Here is a 15,556-nt window from a genome sequence, read left to right as displayed (position 1 = left end):
TCTGGGTCAGGCGTCGGCCGTGACGATGTCGATGACCTTGCGGCCACGGCGCACGCCGAACTGCACGGCACCGGCGGTCAGCGCGAAGAGCGTGTCGTCGCCGCCACGGCCCACGTTGTTGCCGGGGTGGAAGTGGGTGCCACGCTGGCGCACGATGATCTCGCCCGCGTTGACGAGCTGACCGCCGAAGCGCTTGACGCCGAGACGCTGCGCGTTGGAGTCGCGGCCGTTCCGCGAGGAGCTGGCGCCCTTCTTGTGTGCCATGACTGACCTGCTTTCGTGCTGAACGTGAGACGGGTGGGAGGGTGGTCGGCCGCCGCGTCGCGCGGGCGGCCGTCCGGACTCAACTGATCGCGGTGACCTTCAGGCGGGTCAGCTTCTGACGGTGACCCATGCGCTTGCGGTAGCCCGTCTTGTTCTTGTACTTGAGGATGTCGATCTTCGGGCCCTTCTCGTCCCGCACGATCTCCGCGGTGACCGTCACGCCCGCCAGCGTCGCGGCGTCGGAGGTCACCTTCTCCCCGTCCACGAGCAGGAGCGCGGGCAGCTGCACGGTCCCGCCGGCCTCGCCCTTGAGACGGTCGACGACGACGACGTCCCCGACCGCAACCTTCTCCTGGCGGCCACCAGCCTTGACGATCGCGTACACCACGTTGCCGCTCATCTCTACTCGTTCTTCGGTCGCACGTCAGTCGCGTGCTCGTTCTTGGTCAGGCGCCGCGCGCAGCCGCAGCGTCCGGGGACGCCGGTCTGGGGGCACGCACAACCCGGCGCATCCGAGACGCGCCGACGTCCTAGAGTACGGAACGGCCCCGCGAGGGTCAAACCGGCCCGGTCACCGGACGGGCGGGTCGGGGACCAGCCCCAGCTCGGCGTGCCGGCCCCGGAAGACCGCGGTCCGCAGCTCGATCGCCCAGGCCTCCAGCTCGGGCATCCCGGCCGCCCGGGCGACCTCGATCTCGGCCTCGACGTCGTACGGGACGCGCACGACCTGGAGCGCGAACGGGTCCCGGGCGGTGCCGCCGACGACGCCCTCGAGGACGAGGTAGGACGGCACGGGCTCGTCGAGCGGGTTGCCCGCGCTGCCGGCGTTGACCAGCGTGCGCCCGTCGACCGTCTTCACGTAGGCGTCGTGCACGTCCCCGTAGACGACCACGGACGGCGCCGGGCCGGGGCCCGTGAGCTCGGTCGCCGCGAACATGCCGTCGAACTCCTCGTCGGTGTGCACGCGCCGCACGCGCGTGTAGACGCTGTCCGCCGAGGCGTGCACGAAGCGCACGCGGCGACCGCTGATCACCATGTCGTGGACGAGCGGGAGCGCGAGGAGCCACGCGCGGTCCTCGGGCGTCAGCTCCTCGTACCACCAGACCGAGGCCGGGTTCTTGTCCGGGTCCGGGCGCGGCAGGAAGTCGTCCCAGTTGCCTCGCACCGTGACCGCGCAGCGCTCGCGCGTGCGTGCGACGGCCGCCGAGCCGCGCGGCCCCTTGCCCGCGACGTCGCCGAGGTTGAGGACCGTGGTGATCCCCCGGCGGTCGATGTCGGCGAGCACCGCGTCGTACGCGGTCATGTTGCCGTGCACGTCCGAGACCACCGCGATCCGCTCCACGCGCGTCACGGTAGCCGCCGCCGGCGACGGACGGCCGGCGCGCTCAGGCGGGCGCCGGTCGTCCGTCGGTCGGCTCAGTCCTCGTCCGCGCCGTCCGCACCGTCCGCGCCGTCGGCACCGTCCCCACCGTCCGCGCGGTCGGGACCGTCCGCGCCGTCGGCGACGGGCGCTACGGGCGCCTCGACGGCCTGGATGCTCGACAGCGCGTCGCCGAGCTCGGCGCTGCCGGCGTCGGTCGCGGCGGGCTCCCCTGCCTCCTCGACGGACGGCTGCTCGTCGGACGGCTGCCCGTCCGTCGTCGGTGCTCCGGTCACGGTGTCCTCCGACCCCTGCTCGTCGTGCGGGTGGACCGCGACGTCCTCGTGGAAGTGCTCGTGCGGGTGCTCGTGCGCGTGCGCCGCCGCGGCGGCGATCGTCGCGAGCGTCGCCTTGACCGCCTCACGCGCCTCGGGCAGCACCGGGACGGCGACGGCCGGGGCGGCAGGCGCCGACGCGGCACCCTTCTTGCGCCGCGAGCGCTTGGACTCGCTCGGCTCGGCGGGCCGACCGTCGTCCGGCGCCGCGCCACGCACCTCGACGGGCTCGGCGTGCACGATGAAGCCACGGCCGTTGCAGTGCTGGCACGTCTCGCTGAACGCCTCGACGAGCCCCTGGCCGACGCGCTTGCGCGTCATCTGGACGAGCCCGAGCGACGTCACCTCGGCGACCTGGTGCTTGGTCCGGTCGCGGCCCAGGCACTCGACGAGCCGCCGCAGCACGAGGTCGCGGTTGGACTCGAGCACCATGTCGATGAAGTCGATGACGATGATGCCGCCGATGTCGCGCAGGCGGAGCTGGCGGACGATCTCCTCGGCGGCCTCGAGGTTGTTGCGCGTCACGGTCTCCTCGAGCGTGCCGCCCGAGCCCGTGAACTTGCCCGTGTTGACGTCGACGACCGTCATCGCCTCGGTGCGGTCGATGACGAGCGAGCCGCCCGACGGCAGGTAGACCTTGCGGTCCATGCCCTTGGCGAGCTGCTCGTCGATGCGGTGCGCCCCGAACACGTCACCGGTCCCCGTCCAGCGGCTGACCTTCTCGACGAGGTCGGGTGCCATGGCCTCCACGTACTCCGAGATCATCGACCACGCGCCGTCGCCCTGGACGACGAGCGAGGAGAAGTCGTCGTTGAAGATGTCGCGCACGACGCGGATCGCGAGGTCCGGCTCGCCCTGGAGCAGCGCGGGCGCCGACGCGCTCTTGGCCTTCTTCTCGATCGCGGCCCACTGGTCCTGCAGGCGCTGGACGTCGCTGCGCAGCTCCTCCTCGGAGGCGCCCTCGGCCGCGGTGCGGACGATGACGCCCGCCGCGTCCGGCACGATCTCCTTGAGGAGCTTCTTGAGCCGCGCACGCTCGTTCTCGGGCAGCTTGCGCGAGATGCCCGTCATGCCGCCGGACGGCACGTACACGAGATAGCGGCCGGCGAGCGTGATCTGCGAGGTGAGGCGCGCGCCCTTGTGGCCGATCGGGTCCTTCGTCACCTGGACGAGCACGGAGTCGCCCGACTTGAGCGCCTGCTCGATGCGACGCGGCTGCCCCTCGAGGCCGGCCGCGTCCCAGTTGACCTCGCCCGCGTAGAGCACGGCGTTGCGGCCCTTGCCGACGTCGACGAACGCGGCCTCCATGCTCGGCAGCACGTTCTGGACCCGACCCAGGTAGACGTTGCCGGCCATCGACGCCTGGTTCTGGCCGTTGCTCGTGCGCGACACGAAGTGCTCGACGAGCACGCCGTCCTCGAGCACGGCGATCTGCACGCGTCCGTCGGACTCGCGCACGACCATGGCGCGGTCGACCGCCTCGCGGCGGGCCAGGAACTCGGACTCGGTGACGATGGTGCGGCGACGACCCGCGTCGCGGCCCTCGCGGCGGCGCTGACGCTTGGCCTCGAGGCGGGTCGAGCCCTTGAGGGCCGTGACCTCGTCGGACACCCCGCGCGCGGCGCGGGTGCGCGTCCGGACGGGCGCGACGACGTCGTCGCCCTCGCCTCGCGTGCGACGGCGACGACGGCGACGACGGCTCGACGAGCCGCCCGCCTCGTCGGCGTCGGCACCCTCGCCCTGCTCGTCGTCGTCGGCGTCCTCGTCCTCGGCCTGCTCGGCCTGGTCCTGGTCCTCGACGGTCGCCGCGCCCCGGCCCCGGCCCGAGCGCCGGCGACGGCGCCCGGCGGGCTCCTCGTCGCCCGGGACCTCGTCCGCGTCGGTCGCGTCGTCCGTCACCTCGGCGGACGCGTCGTCCGCACCGTCCTGCTCGTCCGTCTCGCGGTCGGCGCCCGAGCGGCTGCGGCGGCCACGGCCACCACGGCGACGACGACGGCGGGGGCCGCCGTCCTCCTCGTCGCCCGCCACGTCGTCGCCCGCGACCTCGTCGGTGGTCTCGGCGGCGTCCTCGGTCGTCGCCTCGATCGCAGCGGCGTCCTCCTCGGCGGGCACGAGGCCGGCCTCGACCGCCAGCGCGTCCTCGTCCGTCTCCTCCTCGGCGGTGACGACGACGTCCTCGGGGCGCGGCGGACCGGCCGGCGCCTGGGCGCGGCGGCGCCGCGGGCGCGCCGTCGGGTCGGGCGCCTGGAAGAGGAGGGCGGTCGTCGCGAGGCGCGGCGCCTCGCTCCGACCGCGCGCGGAGCCGGCCGCCGGGGCGGCGGGCGGCTCGGCCGTCGCAGCCGGCGCAGCCGTCGTGGTGGTCGTGGGGCGCTCGATGCCCAGCTCCGCGAGCACGTCGAGCGCGGGCGGTGCGTCGGAGGCCTCGGCCTTGGCCGCGGCGCCACGAGCCGGGCGGCGGCGCGCGCGGGCGGGACGCTCCTCGGCGGCCGGCGTCGGCTCCTCGGGCGTGGTCTCGGACGGGACCGCGGCGGACGCGGCCGTCTCGTCCGTCCGGGCCGCCGTCTCGTCGGTGGGCGCCTGGTCGGACGGTGCCTCGTCGGACGGCGCGGCGACGGACGCCGACGTCGCCCTGCGGCTGCGGCGCGCTCGCGGCGCCGGCTCCGGAGCCTGCTCGGGGGCCTGCTGCGGCGTCGGCTCGGGCGCCGCGGACGCCGTCGTGGGCTCGTCCGCGGCCGGCGCGGCGGCGGCCTGCTCGGCCGGTGCCGCGTCCGCTGCGGCGGTCGGCGCGGTCGCGCGGCGGGTCGTGCGACGCGCTCGGGTCTTCGGGGCGGCCTGCCCCGCGCCGTCGGAGGCGGCCGACGGGGCGCCGGACGGGGCCTCTCCGGCGGTGTCGGCCACCGGGGTGTCGACCACGGGTGCGGCGGCCGGCGGGGCGGCGGCGGGTGCGCTCGCGAGCGCCTCGCTCGAGGGCGGCGTCGCGACGCCGGTGGCGACGCGGCGTCCTCGCGTGCGCCGCACGGGCGCTGCTGCTGCTTCGGGGGTCGTGGTCTCGTCGGTCACGGGTGCTCCAGGCCCGAGGGCTGTCCACACTCGCCGGTCCTCGGGCGGTTCGGTCGTCGCGTGCGCCTCGTCGGTGCGCGACGGAAGTCGTCGGTGTCGTCACGGCTGGGCGGGCGGCGGCGCCGGCGCCTGCGCGTCGGGAGACGGCGGCGCACGGCGGGCCGCGGACCGGGGTCCAGCGGGACGTTCGTCGGCCGGGCGGACGGTGTGGCGACCCCCCGAGCCGCGGTCAGTATCGCACAGGACGTCCGTCCTGCCCCGCGACATGCCACGCCCCGAGGGGTCGCGAGGAAACTGACGTCCCGTCATCAACCGGGACCTTGGTCCCACGGCCGAGCGGGGCCCTCTTCCTAGCGTCGACCACGGACGCAGCCCGTCGGCGGCGCCCTCTCCCCCGCTCCGTCCTGCCTCGAGGAGACGCCCGTGGACGCCCTGGACCTGGCCCGCTGGCAGTTCGGGATCACCACCGTCTACCACTTCATCTTCGTCCCGCTGACGATCGGCCTCTCGCCCCTCGTCGCGCTCATGCAGACGTTCTGGGTGCGGACGGGCGACGAGCGCTGGCTCCGGCTGACGAAGTTCTTCGGCAAGCTCCTGCTCATCAACTTCGCGATCGGCGTCGCGACCGGCATCGTGCAGGAGTTCCAGTTCGGGATGAACTGGAGCGAGTACTCGCGCTTCGTCGGCGACGTCTTCGGCGCACCGCTCGCGATGGAGGCGCTCGCCGCCTTCTTCGTCGAGTCGACGTTCCTCGGCCTGTGGATCTTCGGCTGGGACCGGCTGCCGAAGCGCATCCACCTCGCCTGCATCTGGGCGGTCGCGATCGCGACCAACCTCTCGGCCTTCTTCATCCTCGCCGCCAACTCCTGGATGCAGCACCCCGTCGGCGCGGTGCTGAATGAGGAGACGGGCCGCGCGGAGATGGTCGACATCGGCGCCGTCCTGAGCAACCCGACGCTGCTGGCCGCGTTCCCCCACACCATCGCCGCGGCCTTCCTCACCGCGGGCACGTTCGTCGCCGGCATCGGCGCCTGGTGGATGGTGCGCAGCCACGGCGCGGGCGACGCCCTGACGGCCCGCACGATCTACCGCCCGGCCGTGGTGCTCGGCGTGGTGACCGTCCTCGTGTCCGGCGTCGGCGTCGCGCTCTCGGGCGACTGGCAGGCCAAGCTGATGTTCGACCAGCAGCCCATGAAGATGGCCTCGGCCGAGGCGCTGTGCGAGGGCGAGAACGGCGCGGCCTTCTCGCTCCTCACGATCGGTGACCTGTCCAACTCGTGCGAGGGCGTCACCCACGTCCTCACCATCCCGGGCGTGACGTCGTTCCTCGCCTCGGGCGAGTTCGACTCCTACCTCCCGGGCGTCGACGAGCTCCAGGAGCGCTCCGAGCTGCTCTACGGCGAGGGCGTCGACTACCGGCCCAACCTCGCGGTGACGTACTGGTCGTTCCGGCTCATGATCGGTCTTGGCGCGGGCTCGGCGGCCCTGGCCGCCGCGACCCTCTGGCTCCTGCGCCGCGGTCGCACCGTCGGCCACCGCTGGTTCGGCCGGCTCGGGCTCCTCGCGATCCCGACGCCGTTCCTCGCGTCGGCGTTCGGCTGGATCTTCACCGAGATGGGCCGCCAGCCCTGGGTCGTCGTGCCCAACCCCAACCCGAGCGGCGTCGACGGCGTGTGGATGCTCACCGCGAACGGCGTCTCGAGCGTCGTCGGCCCGGGTGCGGTGCTCACGTCGATGATCGCCTTCACCGCCCTGTACGCCGTGCTCGCCGTGCTGTGGTTCCGCCTCATGGCGCGCTACGCCGCGCACGGCGTGTCCGCGAGCGAGCCCGACGTCAGCCCGGACGCGCGGTCCGACGCCGACGGCGACCGCCCCCTGTCCTTCGCCTACTGAGGAGGCCGCCATGGAGCTCTCGACGGTCTGGTTCCTGCTCATCGCGGTCCTGTGGACCGGCTACCTCGTGCTCGAGGGCTTCGACTTCGGGGTCGGCATGCTGCTGCCCGTGCTCGGCCGCCGCGACCGCGACCGGCGCGTCATGATCAACACGATCGGGCCCGTATGGGACGGCAACGAGGTCTGGCTCCTCACCGCGGGCGGCGCGACCTTCGCGGCGTTCCCCGAGTGGTACGCCACGATGTTCTCGGGCTTCTACGTCGCGCTCCTGCTCATCCTGCTCGCACTCATCGTGCGCGTGGTCGCGTTCGAGTGGCGCGGCAAGATCCACGACGACCGCTGGCGGGCGTGGGCGGACCGCGCGCTCGTCGTCGGCTCGTGGGTGCCGGCCGTCCTGTGGGGCGTCGCGTTCGCCAACCTCGTGCGGGGCGTCCCGCTCGACGCCGACCACCAGTACGTCGGGTCGTTCGCCGACCTGCTCAGCCCGTTCGCCCTGCTGGGCGGCGCGACGACCGCGCTGCTCTTCCTCGCGCACGGCGCGGTGTTCCTCGCGCTCAAGACCGACGGCGACGTGCGCCGCCGGTCGGGCGCGCTCGCCGCGCGCCTCGCGGTCGCGAGCCTCGTCGTCGCGGGGGCCTGGGCGGTGTGGGCGCAGCTCGCCTACTCGGTCACGTGGACGTGGGCGGCCACCGGTCTCGCCGCCGTCGCGCTGCTCGCGCTCGTCTCCGCGACGCGTGCCCGGCGGGAGGGGCTCGCGTTCGGCGCCTCCGCGGTGACCCTCGTCGCGGCGGTCGTCCTGATCTTCGGGTCGATGTGGCCCGACGTCATGCCCGCGACCGACCCCGCGCTCTCGCTGTCCGTGGCCGAGGCGGCGTCGTCCGACTACACGCTGCGGCTCATGACGTGGGTCGCGGCGATCCTCACGCCCGTCGTCCTGCTCTACCAGGGCTGGACGTACTGGGTGTTCCGCAAGCGGCTGACCGCCGAGCAGATCCCCGACCACACGGGCCTGCCCCTCACGCGCGTGTGAGGCCCCTCGACCCCCGGCTGCTGCGCCACGCGCGCGCGGCGCGCCGGTACGTCGTCCTCACCGCGGCGCTCGGCGGCCTCACCGCGGCGCTCGTCGTCGCGCAGGCGCTGCTGCTCGCGCGCGCCCTCGCGCCCGTGGTCGCCGGACGGGCCGCGCTGCCCGACGTCGCGCCCACGATCTCCGGGCTCGCCGCCGTCGTCCTCGCGCGGGTCGCCGTGACCGCGGTGCAGGAGCGGTTCGCCCACCGCGCGGCGACCCGCGCCGTGGCAGAGCTGCGCGCGGGCGTCGTCGAGCACGCGGTCACGCTCGGGGCCCACGGCCCCGCCCACGGCCGGCCCGCAGCCGTCGCGACGCTCGCGACGCGCGGCCTCGACGCGCTCGAGCCCTACTTCGTGCGGTACCTGCCCCAGCTGCTCCTCGCGGCGACCGTGACGCCGGCGGCCCTCGTCGTCGTGCTCGGGCTGGACTGGGTCGCGGCCGCGACGATCGCCGCGACGCTGCCCCTCGTGCCCGTCTTCATGGTCCTCGTGGGTCGCATGACGCAGGGTGCGGCCGAGCGCCGGCTGGTGGTCATGGAGCGCCTCGGGCACCAGGTGCTCGACCTGCTCGTGGGCCTGCCCACCCTTCGGGCGCTCGGCCGCGAGCGCGGTCCGGGCCCGCGGGTGCGCGCGCTCGGCGAGGCGCACCGGCGCGCGACGCTCGGGACGCTGCGGGTCGCCTTCCTGTCCGGGATGGTGCTCGAGCTGCTCACGACCCTCTCGGTCGCGCTCGTGGCCGTCGGGATCGGCTTCCGCCTCGTCGACGGCGGGCTCGACCTCGAGACGGGCCTCGCGGTCCTCATGCTCGCGCCCGAGGTCTACCTCCCGCTGCGCCAGGTGGGCGCGCACTTCCACGCGTCGGTCGACGGCGTCGCCGCGGCCGACCGCGCGTTCGCGGTCCTCGAGACGCGCCCGGCCGGCGAGGCCGCCGGCCCGGGACCGTCGCCGGCCGGTCGCGTGCCGGCGCCCGACCTGCGAAGGACGACGCTGCGCCTCGCGGGCGTGGGGGTGCGCCGCGACGATCGTGCCGCGACCGCGCCCTGCGGCCTCGACGTCGACGTCGCGCCCGGCAGCGTGGTCGCCCTCGCCGGCCCCAACGGGTCGGGCAAGTCGACGGCGGTCGCGGTCGCCCTGGGCCTCCTGCCGCCCGACGAGGGCGAGGTCCTCCTCGTGCCGGCGCAGGGCCCCGCCGTCGCGCTGCCCGACGTCGAGCCGGCGTCGTACTGGCGCCAGGTCGCGTGGGTGCCGCAGCGACCCGTGCTCGAGCCCGGCACGCTGCGCGAGGCCGTCCTGCGCGACGCGCCGGCGGACGACGCCGCGCTCGCGCGGGCGGCGCGGCTCACGGGCCTCGACGCCGTGCTCGCGTCGCTCCCCGACGGCTGGGCCACCGCCCTCGGCCAGGGCGGCGCGGGCCTCAGCCTCGGCCAGCGCCAGCGTGTGGCCCTGGCCCGCGCGCTCGTCGGCGACGCACAGCTCGTCGTGCTCGACGAGCCCACCGCCCACCTCGACGACGACGCCGCCGCCGTCGTGCTCGCCGCCGTCGCCGCGCTGCGCGACGCGGGGCGGACCGTGCTGCTCGTGGCCCACCGGCCCGACCTGCTCGCGTGCGCCGACCACGTGGTCGCCGTGCGCGCGGCCGTGGGGGTCGACGCGTGAGCCGGCCGGCGCGGGACCCGCTCGTGCGCGTCGTGCGGCTGCTCGACGTCGACCGGCGACGCGTCCTCGCGGCCGTCGTCGCCGGCACCGGCAGCCTCGGCAGCGCCGTCGCGCTCGCGGCGGTCTCGGCGTGGCTCATCGCCCGCGCGTCGCAGATGCCGCCCGTCATGCACCTGACCATCGCCGCGGTCACGGTCCGCGCGCTGGGCATCGGCCGCGGCCTGCTCCGGTACGTCGAGCGCCTCGTCTCGCACGACGTCGCGCTGCGCGGCATGGCCACGCTGCGCGCGCGCGTCTACGAGCGGCTCGCGGCCGCGCGCGTCGACCGCGTCGTCGACCTGCGGCGCGGCGACCTGCTCGCGCGCGTGGGCGCCGACGTCGACGCGGTCGGGGACGTCGTCGTGCGCGGGCTCGTCCCCGCGGGGGTCGCTGCCGGCGTCGGGCTCGGGAGCGTCGCGCTGGTCGCCGCCTTCCTGCCCGCGGCCGGCGCCGCGCTCGCCGCGTGCCTCGTGCTCGCGGGCGTCGTCGCGCCCTGGGTCGCCGCGCGGGCCGCGCGCGCTGCGGAGCACCGGGCCGCTCGTGCGCGGACCCAGGTCGCGGCGCTCACCATGACGCTGCTCGACGGCGCCGACGAGCTGCGCGTCGCGGGGCGCGTCCCTGACCTGCTCGCGCGCCTGCGTGCCGCCGACGCCGACGTGGCGCGCGCCACCGACGCCGCCGCACGCCCCGCCGCCCTCGCCGCCGCGCTCGGCCCCGCCGCGACGGGCCTCGCCGTGCTGTCCGCCCTGCTGCTCGGGGTGCCGGCCACGGTCGACGGGCGCCTCGCCGCGGTCGAGCTGGCCGTCGTCGTCCTCACCCCGCTCGCGGCGTTCGAGGCGAGCGGCCTGCTGCCTGCCGCCGCGGTGCAGGTGCTCCGGTCGCGTGACGCGGCGGCGCGCCTCGTCGGCCTGCTCGACGCCGCCGGCGACGCCGACGCGGTGGACGACGTGGCGGCCGCCGCGAAGATGCGCGAGCCCGCCGCCCCCTCCCCGCGTCTCGTCGCGTCCGGCCTCACGGCCGGGCGGCCGGGGCGGCCGACGGCGGCGACGGGCGTGGACCTCGAGCTCGTCCGCGGTCGGAGCATCGCCGTCGTCGGGCCGAGCGGCGCGGGCAAGACGACCCTCCTCCTCACGCTCGCGGGCCTCCTGCCGCCCGTCGCGGGATCGGCGCGCCTCGACGGGCGCGACGTCGGCGACCTCCCGCGCGGGGCCGCGGCGGCGGCGGTCGCGGTGACCACCGAGGACGCGCACGTGTTCGACACGACGGTCCTGGAGAACCTGCGCGTCGCGCGCGGCGACGTGACCCCCGACGAGGCACGGGCCGCCCTCGACGCCGTCGGCCTCGGGCCCTGGCTCGCCGCGCTGCCCGACGGCCTCGGCACCACGGTCGGCTCCGGTGCGGCGCGGCTGTCGGGCGGCGAGCGCCGTCGGCTCCTCGTCGCGCGCGCTCTCCTGTCCCCCGCTCCCCTGCTGCTGCTGGACGAGCCCACCGAGCACCTGGACGCCGACGGCGACCGCCTGCTCGTCGGCCTGCTCGACGGGACCGTGGCGCCCGGGCGCGGCGTCGTCGTCGTCACCCACCGCACGGCCGCGCTCGCCGCGGCCGACGAGGTGATCCACGTCGGCGAGCGGGGTAGCGTGCGGGCAGCCGCTCGCTGAGCGGTGACCGGCACCGAGCGCAGGAGCACAGGCATGGTTTCGCGGGTCGACGGAGGCAAGAGCGGCACGGACCACCACGACAGCAGCCTCGCGGCCGCGGACCTCCTCCAGGCGGCGCTCGGCCTCGCCTCGGACCTCGACCTGCCGACCGTGCTGCAGCGCTTCGTCAGCGCGAGCGCCGACCTCACGGGCGCCCGCTACGCCGCGATCAACGTGCTCGACGCACGCGGCCGCTCCACGACGTTCGTCCACACCGGCATCGACGACCGGCTGGCCGCGATGCTCGGCCGGCCGCCCCACGCGATCGGCGTCCTCGGCTCGATCCCGCCGCACGGCACGCTCCGGCTCGACGACCTCATGCACCACCCGACCTTCAAGGGCTTCCCGCCGAACCACCCACCCATGGGCTCGTTCCTCGGTGCGGCGGTCCGCGTGCGGGACCGGGTCTTCGGGTACCTCTACCTCTCCGAGAAGCCGGGCGGCTTCTCCGACGAGGACGACGAGGCCGTCGTCACGCTCGCCGCCGCGGCCGCCGTCGCGATCCAGAACGCGCAGGTGTACGCCGAGTCCGAGCGGCGCGAGCACTGGCTCCGTGCGGGCCAGGAGATCACCACCATGCTGCTGTCCGGCGCCGAGGAGGAGGAGGTGCTCGCCCGCATCGCGTCCTCGTCGCGCCAGGTCGCGGGCGCCGACACGGCCGCCCTCGTGCTGCCCGGGGTCGGCGACGACTGGGTCATGGAGATCGTCGACGGCCTCGGTGCCGACCAGCTCATCGGCACCGTGATGCCGCCCGACGGGCGCGCGCGGACGGTGCTGCGCGACGGCAACGGCCTCGTCGTCGACTCCCTCAGCCGGGCTCGGGCCATGCGCGTCGACGCCATGCGCCAGTTCGGTCCCGCGCTGTACGCCCCCATGCAGGCGGACGGCCGCGGCGTCGGCGTCCTCGTGCTGCTGCGCCGCAGCGGCAGCGCGCCCTTCGCCCCGAGCGACCTCGCGACGGCCGAGTCGTACGCCGCCCAGGCCGCGCTCGCGCTCGTGCTCGCCGAGGCGCGCCACGCCCAGGACGTCGCGGCCCTGCTCGACGAGCGCGAGCGCATCGCGCGCGACCTGCACGACCTCGCGATCCAGCAGCTCTTCGCGACCGGCATGCAGCTCGAGACCGTGCGGCGTCGCGCCGCACGCGGCGTCGACCCCTCCGAGCTCACGGGCATCGTCGAGGACGCGCTCGACAACGTGGACTCGACCGTCCGTCAGATCCGCTCGATCGTCCACGCGCTGCGCGACCCGGACGCGCGCGCCCCGCTGGCCGAGCGCCTGCGCCGCGAGGCGTCGCTCGCGCGGACCGGGCTCGGGTTCGCCCCCGGGCTCGTCATCACCGTCGACGGGCGCGTGCTCGACTCCGACGAGGCGCTCGAGGGCGACGCCGGGGCGATCGACGACCGCACGGGCGAGGACCTCGCCGACGACGTCGTCGCGGTCGTGCGCGAAGGGCTCGCGAACGCGGCGCGGCACGCGCGCGCGACCGCGGTGACCGTGCGCGTCGAGGTCGTCGAGGACGGGACGCGGGCCGACGGCGGGGCGGTGCCGCCCGGCGGCGAGGTCGTGGTCGAGGTCGAGGACGACGGCGCGGGCCTGCCGCCCGAGCGCGACCGACGCTCGGGCACCGACAACCTCGCCGCGCGGGCACGCCGCCACGGCGGGTCGTTCAGCCTGGGCACCCCGGCCGAGGGGCGCGGCACGCTCCTGTGCTGGCGTGCGCCGCTGTCGCCCGCGCGGGCCACGGCCCACGCGTCGGCCCTCGCCTGACGCACGCCTCCGCCCGCCGCACCGGCCCTCCGGCGCGCGGGGCGGGGGTCAGTCCGTGTGCTCCCCGCGCCACGCGCTGTGCTTGTGGCCCGCGACCCACGCGGCCACCTGCGTCCGGCGCTGCAGGCCCATCTTGGCGAGCAGCGACGTGATGTGGTTCTTGACCGTCTTCTCGGCGACGCCCAGGCGCTCGGCGATCTCGCGGTTCGACATGCCCTCGCCGATGAGGTCGAGGACCTTGCGCTCGCTCGGCGTGAGGTCGGCCGTCGGGTCGTCGTGGTCGGCGCGACGGCGCGTGACGGTGCGCTCGTCGAGGAGCGTGCGGCCCGCGGCGACGGAGCGGATGACGTCCGCGATCTCGGCGCCCCGCACGCTCTTGAGGACGTACGCGGCCGCGCCGGCCTTGAGGGCGGCGGCGAGCGCGTCGTCGTCGTCGAACGACGTCAGCACGATGGCGCGCGTCTCCGGCAGCTGGTCGCGCAGCGCGGTCATGAGGTCGATCCCGGTGCCGTCGGGCAGCTGCAGGTCGACGAGCATGACCTTGGGCTTGACGAGCGTCGCGCGCCGCACGCCCTCGGCGACCGAGCCGGCCTCGGCGACGACGCCCATGCCCTCGGACCGGTCGATCACCTCGGCGATCCCCCGGCGGACGACCTCGTGGTCGTCGACGATCATGACGGCGATGTCCGCCGGGCGGCCGGCGGCGGGCGGGACGTTGGTCACGGGAGCATCCTAGGCGTGCCGGTGGGTCGGGGGGCGGAGGCGCGAGCGAGGCGGACGCGTGGGCGTGGCTGGCAGCGGGGGCACGTGAAGGACGACCGGTTCATGAACGCGTCCCGCACGACCGCCGCGCCGCAGCGCGGGCACGGGCGGCCCTCCTGGCCGTACACCGCGAGAGACCGGTCGAAGTAGCCGGACGAGCCGTTGACGTCGACGTAGAGCGCGTCGAAGCTCGTCCCGCCCACGCGGAGCGCCTGCGTCATGACCTCGGCCGCCGCGTCGAGGAGTCGCCCGACCTGGACGGGCCGCAGCGCGTCGGCGGGGCGGCGGCCGTGGAGCCGGGCGCGCCACAGCGCCTCGTCCGCGTAGATGTTGCCGACGCCCGAGACGAGCGTCTGGTCCAGCAGCGCGCGCTTGACCTCGGTGCGACGGCGCCGCAGCGCCGCGACGAGGGCGCGCCGGTCGAGGTGCGGGTCGAGCAGGTCGCGCGCGATGTGCACCGCGGGCGCCGGCAGCGCGGCGAGCGCGCTGCCCTGGCCGGCGGGGGCGCCGTCGGGCGTCGGCACGAGGTCGGCGACCATGAGGTGGCCGAACGTCCGCTGGTCGACGAAGTCGAGCACCCGGTCCCCGCCCGGCCCGGCGAGGTGCAGGCGCGTGCGCAGGTGCGGGTGGGCGTCCGCCTCGGGTGTGCCGGCCGCCCGGACGAGCAGCTGGCCGCTCATCCCCAGGTGCGCGAGCATCGCCTCGCCGGACGACGCGTCGTCGAGCAGGAGCCAGAGGAACTTGCCGCGGCGGACCGCGGCGCTGAGCGTGCGCCCGGTCAGGCGGCCCGCGAAGTCGGCCGCACCGCCGTCGTGGCGGCGGACGCTCGAGTCGCGGCGGACCTCGACCGCGGTGACCGTCCGGCCGAGCACGTGGCGCGCGAGCCCGTCGCGCACCGTCTCGACCTCGGGGAGCTCAGGCACCCGCCGTCGTGCCCGCGGTGCGGCTCGCGGCCCCCGTGAGCCCCTCGAGCGCCCGGTACGCCGCGGCCGCGGCCTCCTGCTCGGCCACCTTCTTGGACGGTCCCGTGCCGCTGCCCCGGACCTCGCCGCCGAGCACGATGCGGGCCGTGAAGACGCGCGCGTGGTCGGGGCCCTCGCCCTCGCACCGGTACTCGGGTGCGCCGAGGTCGAGCCGCGCGGCGAGCTCCTGGAGCGACGTCTTCCAGTCGAGCCCCGCGCCGAGGCCCGCGGCCGTGCTGAGCGTCGCCTCGACGAGCCGCTCGACGACGGCGCGCGCCGGCTCGAGGCCGTGCGTGAGGTACACCGCCCCGATGAGCGCCTCGAGCGTGTCGGAGAGGATCGAGTCCTTGTCCTGACCGCCCGTCGCGAGCTCGCCCTTGCCCAGCAGCAGGTACGCCCCCAGCCCGAGCTCGCGCGCGATGGCGGCGAGCGCCCGCTGCGAGACCGTCGCGGCGCGCATCTTCGCGAGCTCGCCCTCGGACAGGTCGGGGTGGCGCCGGTAGAGCGCCTCGGTGACGACGAGCCCGAGGACGGTGTCGCCGAGGAACTCGAGCCGCTCGTTGGTGGGGATGCCGCCGGCCTCGTGCGCGAACGAGCGGTGGGTCAGCGACAGCACGAGAAGCTCGGGGTCCAGGTGGACCCCGAGCTTCTCGACGAGCGGGGCGGCAGGGGTGGCGGGCAACGGTCCCGCAC

The 15,556-nt window shown here is 75.9% G+C and carries 12 protein-coding genes; 5 read left to right on the top strand and 7 right to left on the bottom strand.

Translation table 11 applies throughout. The annotated features are described in order from the left end of the window. Positions 1-6: 6 nt before the first annotated feature. The 4 genes from rpmA to JIG38_RS18200 all read right to left on the bottom strand — a co-directional run bounded on the left by rpmA (position 7) and on the right by JIG38_RS18200 (position 5,019). Complete coding sequence (rpmA, locus tag JIG38_RS18215) at positions 7-264, bottom strand: 50S ribosomal protein L27 (RefSeq protein WP_199425139.1); 258 nt, start codon at positions 262-264, stop codon at positions 7-9. Positions 265-343: 79 nt separating this feature from the next. Beyond that, complete coding sequence (gene rplU / locus JIG38_RS18210; protein WP_199425161.1) at positions 344-652, bottom strand: 50S ribosomal protein L21; 309 nt, start codon at positions 650-652, stop codon at positions 344-346. Positions 653-835: 183 nt separating this feature from the next. Further along, a complete protein-coding gene (locus tag JIG38_RS18205) occupies positions 836-1,606 on the bottom strand; it encodes a metallophosphoesterase family protein (protein WP_199425138.1) in 771 nt (256 codons plus the stop codon). A gap of 74 nt (positions 1,607-1,680) precedes the next feature. Beyond that, a complete protein-coding gene (locus JIG38_RS18200; RefSeq protein WP_199425137.1) occupies positions 1,681-5,019 on the bottom strand; it encodes an Rne/Rng family ribonuclease in 3,339 nt (1,112 codons plus the stop codon). Between the two features lie 423 nt (positions 5,020-5,442). Here JIG38_RS18200 and JIG38_RS18195 point away from each other — a divergent pair, with 423 nt between their 5' ends. The 5 genes from JIG38_RS18195 to JIG38_RS18175 are packed head-to-tail and all read left to right on the top strand — an operon-like array spanning position 5,443 to position 13,139. Beyond that, positions 5,443-6,912 (top strand): cytochrome ubiquinol oxidase subunit I, encoded by a 1,470-nt coding sequence (locus tag JIG38_RS18195; protein ID WP_199425136.1) that lies wholly within the window; start codon positions 5,443-5,445, stop codon positions 6,910-6,912. Positions 6,913-6,922: 10 nt separating this feature from the next. Further along, entirely contained in the window at positions 6,923-7,942 is a 1,020-nt protein-coding gene (gene cydB / locus JIG38_RS18190; protein ID WP_199425135.1) for a cytochrome d ubiquinol oxidase subunit II, read from the top strand. Then, positions 7,939-9,636: a thiol reductant ABC exporter subunit CydD gene (gene cydD, locus JIG38_RS18185; RefSeq protein WP_199425134.1), complete on the top strand. Its 1,698-nt coding sequence runs from the start codon at positions 7,939-7,941 to the stop codon at positions 9,634-9,636. The genes cydB and cydD overlap by 4 nt, the downstream gene beginning before the upstream one ends. Next, positions 9,633-11,333, top strand: a complete 1,701-nt coding sequence (cydC, locus tag JIG38_RS18180) for a thiol reductant ABC exporter subunit CydC (protein ID WP_199425133.1) — start codon at positions 9,633-9,635, stop codon at positions 11,331-11,333. Before cydD ends, cydC begins: the two co-directional genes overlap by 4 nt. A 33-nt stretch (positions 11,334-11,366) precedes the next feature. Further along, positions 11,367-13,139 (top strand): sensor histidine kinase, encoded by a 1,773-nt coding sequence (locus tag JIG38_RS18175; RefSeq protein ID WP_199425132.1) that lies wholly within the window; start codon positions 11,367-11,369, stop codon positions 13,137-13,139. A 48-nt stretch (positions 13,140-13,187) separates the two neighbouring features. Here the strand turns inward: JIG38_RS18175 and JIG38_RS18170 are convergent, their stop codons facing one another. The 3 genes from JIG38_RS18170 to rnc are packed head-to-tail and all read right to left on the bottom strand — an operon-like array spanning position 13,188 to position 15,545. Next, on the bottom strand, positions 13,188-13,814 hold the full coding sequence (locus JIG38_RS18170) for a response regulator (RefSeq protein ID WP_199425160.1): 627 nt from the start codon (positions 13,812-13,814) through the stop codon (positions 13,188-13,190). 44 nt (positions 13,815-13,858) lie between these two features. Continuing rightward, on the bottom strand, positions 13,859-14,824 hold the full coding sequence (mutM, locus tag JIG38_RS18165) for a bifunctional DNA-formamidopyrimidine glycosylase/DNA-(apurinic or apyrimidinic site) lyase (protein ID WP_199425131.1): 966 nt from the start codon (positions 14,822-14,824) through the stop codon (positions 13,859-13,861). Continuing rightward, on the bottom strand, positions 14,817-15,545 hold the full coding sequence (gene rnc, locus JIG38_RS18160) for a ribonuclease III (protein ID WP_199425130.1): 729 nt from the start codon (positions 15,543-15,545) through the stop codon (positions 14,817-14,819). The genes mutM and rnc overlap by 8 nt, the downstream gene beginning before the upstream one ends. Positions 15,546-15,556 lie beyond the last annotated feature (11 nt).

It is taken from the genome of Actinotalea solisilvae (assembly GCF_016464425.1).
GTDB classification, from domain to species: Bacteria; Actinomycetota; Actinomycetes; order Actinomycetales; family Cellulomonadaceae; genus Actinotalea; species Actinotalea solisilvae.
Note: the sequence above shows the minus strand (reverse complement) of the source record. Positions and strands in the feature narration are given on the sequence as shown.